The organism is Bifidobacterium psychraerophilum (assembly GCF_000741705.1).
Classification (GTDB): Bacteria; Actinomycetota; Actinomycetes; order Actinomycetales; family Bifidobacteriaceae; genus Bombiscardovia; species Bombiscardovia psychraerophila.
Window position 1 is genome coordinate 824,293 of sequence record NZ_JGZI01000010.1, and the last position, 6,903, is coordinate 831,195.

The 6,903-nt window shown below is 59.1% G+C and carries 5 protein-coding genes; all 5 read right to left on the reverse strand.

What is annotated here, in order from left to right:
* Nucleotides 1-75: 75 nt before the first annotated feature.
* Nucleotides 76-1,119, reverse strand: a complete 1,044-nt coding sequence (locus BPSY_RS10545) for a uroporphyrinogen decarboxylase family protein (protein WP_051921935.1) — start codon at nucleotides 1,117-1,119, stop codon at nucleotides 76-78.
* Between the two features lie 67 nt (nucleotides 1,120-1,186).
* Nucleotides 1,187-2,938, reverse strand: coding sequence for an ATP-binding cassette domain-containing protein (locus BPSY_RS10550; protein WP_033497108.1), 1,752 nt, complete (start codon nucleotides 2,936-2,938; stop codon nucleotides 1,187-1,189).
* Nucleotides 2,935-3,894: an ABC transporter permease gene (locus BPSY_RS10555; RefSeq protein ID WP_100841053.1), complete on the reverse strand. Its 960-nt coding sequence runs from the start codon at nucleotides 3,892-3,894 to the stop codon at nucleotides 2,935-2,937. The genes BPSY_RS10550 and BPSY_RS10555 overlap by 4 nt, the downstream gene beginning before the upstream one ends.
* On the reverse strand, nucleotides 3,894-4,859 hold the full coding sequence (locus BPSY_RS10560; RefSeq protein ID WP_033497106.1) for an ABC transporter permease: 966 nt from the start codon (nucleotides 4,857-4,859) through the stop codon (nucleotides 3,894-3,896). The genes BPSY_RS10555 and BPSY_RS10560 overlap by 1 nt, the downstream gene beginning before the upstream one ends.
* 28 nt (nucleotides 4,860-4,887) lie before the next feature.
* Nucleotides 4,888-6,594 (reverse strand): ABC transporter substrate-binding protein, encoded by a 1,707-nt coding sequence (locus BPSY_RS10565; RefSeq protein ID WP_051921937.1) that lies wholly within the window; start codon nucleotides 6,592-6,594, stop codon nucleotides 4,888-4,890.
* Nucleotides 6,595-6,903 lie beyond the last annotated feature (309 nt).

Below are 6,903 nucleotides of genomic sequence, written 5' to 3' on the forward strand. Positions count from 1 at the left end.
ACTGTTCCCATATCCGCGAATGCACCCGCCCTCGCACGACCCGTACCGCGCCGCCTTCGGCGAGACGGTGCCCGCCTATTCCTCGGCCGCCTGCTTATATGCGCTCAAAGCCTCATCCGAGGCTGCGCTTGAAACGGAGCATGTGGGCGCAACGACCAGGATGTCATCGGTGGCCTCACGCGCGCTGGTGACCTGGCCACGGATATTCTGCAGGGTCTGTTCATCGGGCTCCTGGGCCAGCAGCAGATGACTCACACCGCCCACTTTGGTTTTGCTCAAGGGGGCACCGATGCTGCTGTTGCTTGAATCCTCATGATCCCAGTTGATGCCTTCCAGCGGGTAGCTTTGGAACCACTCGGGGTGCGATGAGGCACCGCAGGTATGCACGAGGCGCAGGGATCCGCTCGCCCCATCGAGTGCGACGGCATCATAGGCGCGGGAGAACTCATTGAATTCGGCCTCACTGAAGAAGGAGGGATCGGTCAGGGTGGCGATGACGAATACCAGACCATCCGCGCCCGCCTTCCTCTGGGCCTCTGCGTAGGCGGCCAGGGTCTCGGCTATGGCGTGCAGGGCGTGATGGACGCCCGCTCTGTCCTCGTTGATGTAGTCGGCGAAGGTCCGGGTATTCGCGGATCCTGGCACACCGAAGGCAGTGCCGCCCCATGAGGGGATTCCCGCGATTTTGGCCAATACATTCACCGGGGAGTACAGGGTCGCGAACACCGGGGTATCCGGTGCACCGGCCTTGACGTCCCGGATGACCTTGATCTGTTCCTGGATGAATGGGTTGCTGTCCACATCCAGTTCATTGATGTTCCACAGATCCTTCGGATCGCTTACCGAAGCCTTGCTTTGCGCTGGGATGGGCAAACCCGGCACCGGGTAATTGTCATAGTCATAGCTATTGCCCCATGCTTCCGCGTAGTGGACGGTGCGGGGATTGAGTTTCACCCAATCCCAATCCCACTTCCGCTGGTACGCGACCGTGGCTTTGGCCAGGTCCTCACCGGTGCGTTCCGCCGCGATTTCGTGGGTGTAGGCGCTCACCGGCGGGCGATCCGCATGTTCCCCAGCGAATACCGCCTTCAGCCTATCCAGTTTCGTCCAATCCGTCATGATGGTTCCTTCCTATATGTAATTGCTGTTGGTATTAGGACATATGTAATGAGGCACCGCTACGGGCTCAATGCACCCGCCTGCCGGGGATGCTGTCTATAAGCCGTTGCGTATATGGATGAGCCGGGTTGTAGATCACCTGCCCCGTCTCACCAGACTCGACGACCTCGCCGTGCTGCAGTACCGCGACGTTATGGGCGATCAAAGCGACGACGGCAAGGTCGTGGGAGACGAAGACATAGCTCAGGCCCAGATCACGTTGAAGCTCGATCAGCAGATCGATCACCTGGGCTTGCACCGAAACATCCAGTGCCGAGACCGGCTCATCCAGAAACACGGTTGTTGGCCGTATCGCCAGGGCACGCGCGATGGCGACTCTCTGGCATTGACCTCCCGAAAGCTCGGACGCCCTCGCCCCAAGCAATGACTGGGGCAAGGCGACACGGTCCAACAGCTCCCGCACCCTGCGATCACGTGACGAACGGTTCCCGACATGGAAGGCCTTGAGCGGCTCCGCTATGACATCCCGAATCGTCAGTCTTCCGTCGAGGGATTGGTAGGGATTCTGCTGCACCAGTTGGAAGCCCCGGCGAGCCAGGCGGAGCTCCTTGCGGTTGCTGGACACCACATCGATGCCGTTGACCGACGCGGTTCCCGAGGAGGGGCGGATCAGCCCCAGTGCGATTCTCAGCAGGGTGGATTTCCCCGACCCGGATTCACCCACGATCGCCAAGGTCTCGCCGGCAGGTGCCGCAATACTCACCTTCCTCAATGCGGTGAGCGCACCTGTGGCATGCCGTGATGCCGTGTATGATCCAAAGGTTTTGGTGACGTCATTCCATACGACGGCGTTCGAGTCGTGATCCGCCGTATGTGACGGACGCCCGTCAGGGGGGCGCTTCTCTTCTGCGGACACCCTTCCCCCGCGCTCTTCCTCTCGACGGTCCGCACCGTCGAATTCAAACGCCGGGGCGGAGTCCACGAGCTCACGCGTATAGGCTTTCGTCGAGTGCTGCAGGATCGCGGCGGTATCGCCCTGGTCAACGACCTGGCCGTGATGCATGACCACGATGCGTTGCACCCGATCAGCCGCGACGGCAAGGTCGTGGGTCACCATCAGCAGCGCTATGCCCCGTCGCCGAACCAATTCCTCTATTCTGTCGAGAATCACCTTCTGCACGGTCACGTCCAGCGCGCTGGTGGGTTCGTCCGCGACGATGATTTTGGGGGAACCCGCCATGGCCGCCGCGATCAGGGCACGTTGTTTCAGTCCCCCTGACAGTTCATGTGGATACTGCCTCGATCGTAATTCCGGATCGTCGAATCCAGCCTCATGCAGCAGTTCCAGAACACGCGCATGAATGCTCTGACGCCCTTCCAGACCCTCCTTCAATGCGATGATCTGCCCCAGCTGGGCACCTATCCTCATCGTCGGATCCAAACTCGACTGAGGATCCTGGGGAATGAAACCGATATCCGAACGACGGATTTCACGACGTTCGCGTTCGGAAGAGCGGATCATGTCCCTGCCGCCCACTTCAATCACTCCGTCGATCCGGGTGCTGTCGGGGAGTATGCCGAGGATCGCGTGGACAATCGTCGACTTCCCGGAACCGGACTCACCGACAATGGCCATGGCTTGCGATGGGTATACATCGATGCTCGCGTCACGAACCGCATGGACGCTTCGCGCACGTGTTCGATAATCCACCTGCAGATTCCTGATGCGCAGCACCGCGGCACTGTCTCCCTCTTGTTGCGGATCGGATTCCCCTGAAACCACAGTGTGCCCCCTCCCTGTCGTCGACCGCTCGCTCATGCCGCCTCCTTTTTCAACGCACGGCCCAGAATGTTGATGGACAGTACGGTGAGCACCACAACCAACCCCGGCAGCAATGAGATCCACGGAGCCGTCATCAGATAATCCCGTCCGTCGTTGATCAGCGATCCCCATTCAGGCGCCGGTGGTTTGGCACCGAAACCGAGGAAGCTCAATGTCGCGACGCCCATGATCACGCCTCCGAAATCCAACAGCGCCATAACGCTTACAGGCCCCAGCGAATTGGGCAATACGTGGGTGAGGATGATTCTCCAGAATGACGACCCTCCGGCTGTGGCCGCTTCGATGTACGGGCTTGCTTTGATGCTGAGGACCTGCGATCTGGTGGTCCGCACGAAGGCCGGGGTGATTCCTATGCCTATGGCGATCGCCACCGGCGTGGTGCCGAAACCGATGGCCGTCACGATGGTGATGGCCAGTAGCAGACCCGGTATGGCGAGCCATACATCGACGAATCGCATGAGCACCGTATCCGTTGCCCCGCCTGAGTATCCAGCGACCACACCGATCAGCAGCCCAGCTATGACCGCTATGGACAGCGCGAGAACGCTGGCACCGATGGTCGCGCCGCCGCCATGCAGCACTCTGCTGAACAGATCCCGTCCGAGCCGATCCGTGCCGAATATGTGTTGGGCGGAGGGAGGCTGCAAGCGCTCGGCGGGTGCCGTGTCGCTCGGCCCGTACGATGTGAACCAGGATGGCCTGCATACGCCGATGATGACACCGAGCAGGAAGATCAAGGCGATTGTGGCGCCGACATGCCTGACGACCCAGTCTCGTATGCGTAGAAGGCCACGAACCACACCCGCGGTCCTCGACGTATCCTCGGGGAACGAGGCCGTATGGTCCCGAGTTGCCTGCGCATGTGACGCGTAGGCCGCTGGCGCGTCGCGCCGCTCAGTAGGATGCTCTTGCGTCGACATCAGTATTGCCATTATCCCTTCGCTTTCGAATGCAGTACGATTCGCGGATCAAGCAGCGGGTAGATCACATCCACGGCCAGATTCACCAGGACGAATGCCCCCGCCGCCAGAACAACCGCACCCTGGATGACCGGAATGTCCTGACTGGTCACGGATTGCTGAATCAGCATCCCCAGACCCTGCCTGGAGAAGACCGTCTCCGCCACGATCGCACCGGTAACCGTCTCCCCGACGATCAGACCGAGGATGGTCAATGTGGGCAGCGACGCGTTCTTTGTGACGTGCGAGATGAGGATCCTCCCCCTGCCGAGACCGTAGGCACGGGCGACCGTCACGTACTGGCTGCGAATGGTCTCTTCGAATCCGCCGATGAGCAGTTGGGCCAGGAGCGCACCGGTCGGAATCGACATCGTTATGGTTGGCAGCACCAGCGATTTCCATCCCTGCATGCCCATGGAGGGAAGCCACCCGAGTCCGAAACTGAAAACCTGCATCAGCAGAAGGCCTACCCAGAAGGACGGCACGGATGCCCCGAGTACGGGGAGTGCCGCAAGGAATCTCCTCAGGAAGGGGCGGCGCATGTAAGCCGCCAGGAACGCCAAAAGAAAGGCCGCGACGATCGCCACCACTATGGAAAGCGCGCTGATCAGCAAAGTACTGCCCACCCGCAATGAGATGAGCTTGATGACCGGGACGTCATAGGTGTACGAAGTACCGAAGTCGCCTCTCAGCGCATTGAACAGCATGGTGACGTATTGGTGCCATGCCCCTTGGTCCAAACCGTAGGACTGCTTCAATGTCCTCAACTGCGCAGGCGTCACGGAGCTCACATCGGTTCCTTTGGCCTTCAGGATCAAGGCTATGGGATCCGCGGGCAGCAGGTTCAGAATGACATAGGTCACCGTGTACGCCGCCCACAGCACCAGAACCGCCTGTGCGATTCTCGCCACCATGTAAACGAAAGCATGTTTTCTCATCTGCTGCCCCCAACCGCCGTGAGATTCCTTATTTGTCCAGTGATGCGCCCGAATAATCACTGAAGGATTCGGCCGTGAAACGTATGCCTTTCACCTTCGAGGAGATCCCCGCATCCTGTACCCGCTCGAATACCGGAATCAGAATGCTGTTATCGCTGATGTACTTCTGAATGTCCTGGTACGTGGCCGTGCGTTCATCCGCATTCGTCTGGGTCGTGCCCTTGTCGAATGCCGCTTCGAGGTACTTGCGGTCGGCATCGGTCTGCGTATTGCCCGTGAGTGCTTTGAAGGTCGCGTATCTGGTGTCGAGCAGCGTGTTGATCGCGCTTGGATCCGCCCGTGTGTAGGTGATGGAAACCACGTCATACTCATTCGCATTGCTCAGGCTTGTGTATTGCGCGCTGGTCACCACATTGATCTGATAGTCGATGCCGATCTTCTTCAACTCATCCTGGATGAGCTCGGCCCCGTCATCCTTGCTGGTGGTGAGGAAACTGATGCTCAGCTTCTTACCGTCCTTGTAACGGTAACCGTCATCCGCCACTTTCCAACCCGCCTCATCCAAGAGCTTCTTGGCCTCGGAGGGATCGTATTTCACGGAGGAGCTCTGCTTGGAGAAGGATGGCGTTGTGGTATCGACCACTCCCGATACCACCGGGTAATCATCTCGCACGATGGTGGATGCGTAGGTGCTGCGGTCTATGCCGAGACTGAAGGCCTCCCTGACCTTCTTATCCGAAAGTGGGCCGCCGTTGCGCACATTGGGGAACAGCTCGTATGTCGATCCCGGCAGGGATCGTGTCTGCACGCTGCCACCGCTCTGCTTGATCTGGGTGACATCGTTCTGCACCAGAGGGGAATCGGAATCCGTCCAGATCACATCGGCGGCTCCACTCACCAGATTGCCTATGCGCACCGATGCTTCGGGAATGTAACTGATCTGGACCTTGTCGAGATACGCATCCCCATCATTGGTGGAGAATGGCGAAGGCGACGTGTACCCTTTGCGCTTGCTGAGGATGGTCTCGGTGTTGACGTCGTACTTTTCCAAGGTGAAGGGCCCTGTGCCTACGATCTTGCCCTGGCAGCGCTCCTGGGGTGTGTAATCGAAGGATTTCGGGGAAAGGATGGCCAGGGTCGTGGTCGCCAGTCCCTGCAGGAAGGAGGCGTTCGGGGCGCTCAGGTTGAACTTCACGGTATCGTCGTCGACTTTGGTGACCGATTCGAGGTTGCCGACATAGAATCCTCCTACCGTGCCGGGTTTCGCCTTGAGTGTGGCCAGATCACCTTCAAAGGTGGTGACGACCGCATCGGCGTTGAAGGCTTCACCATCCGAGAAGGTTATGCCGCTCTTCAGATTGAAGGTATAGGTCTTCCCGTCGTCGCTGATCTTCCAGTCCTTCGCGAGCCAGGGACTGATATCACCAGTTTTGGGATCCTGATCGACCAGTGATTCGGCCACGTTCCTGACCACCGATCGCGTGGCGGTCCATGCGGTCTGGAAAGGATCGACGCAATTGAGGGAATCGACGTCCTCGACCACCCGAAGTGTGCCACCGGCTGTCGGCGTGCCATCACCATCCGAGGCGGTCTGTCCTCCGGCGCTCCCACAGGCCGTGGTGACGGCGACGGCAAGCGTGACCGCCACCGCGGACACCGCTTTCAACAGTGTTGCCGAACTCTTTGACGAGCGTGCCCTCCACCTGCCGCCGGCAGTGAAATAATCTCTTCCCATTGCTGTTCCCCTCCTGAAATTTCAGCGAAATGTATTGGTAGTCCGCCATTGCCAACAGGTGGACAATGACGTGCATTATCGAAGATTGAGAAATGCAGCCACGATAACTAACAGACTGATAGTTACAACCTAACAAGCGACTTTGCCTGACACAACGCTCTGATTATTCCGTTTCGGGGCAGTTTGCTATAAGTGTGATTTATATTGAGGGGCGTTTGGCGAAGGTGGTTTATACCCGGCTGATATGCACCCAAGCGGGTCCGTACGGACCGTCCACCAGAAACGCCTGGGGCGCCGTGTCACCAGTTC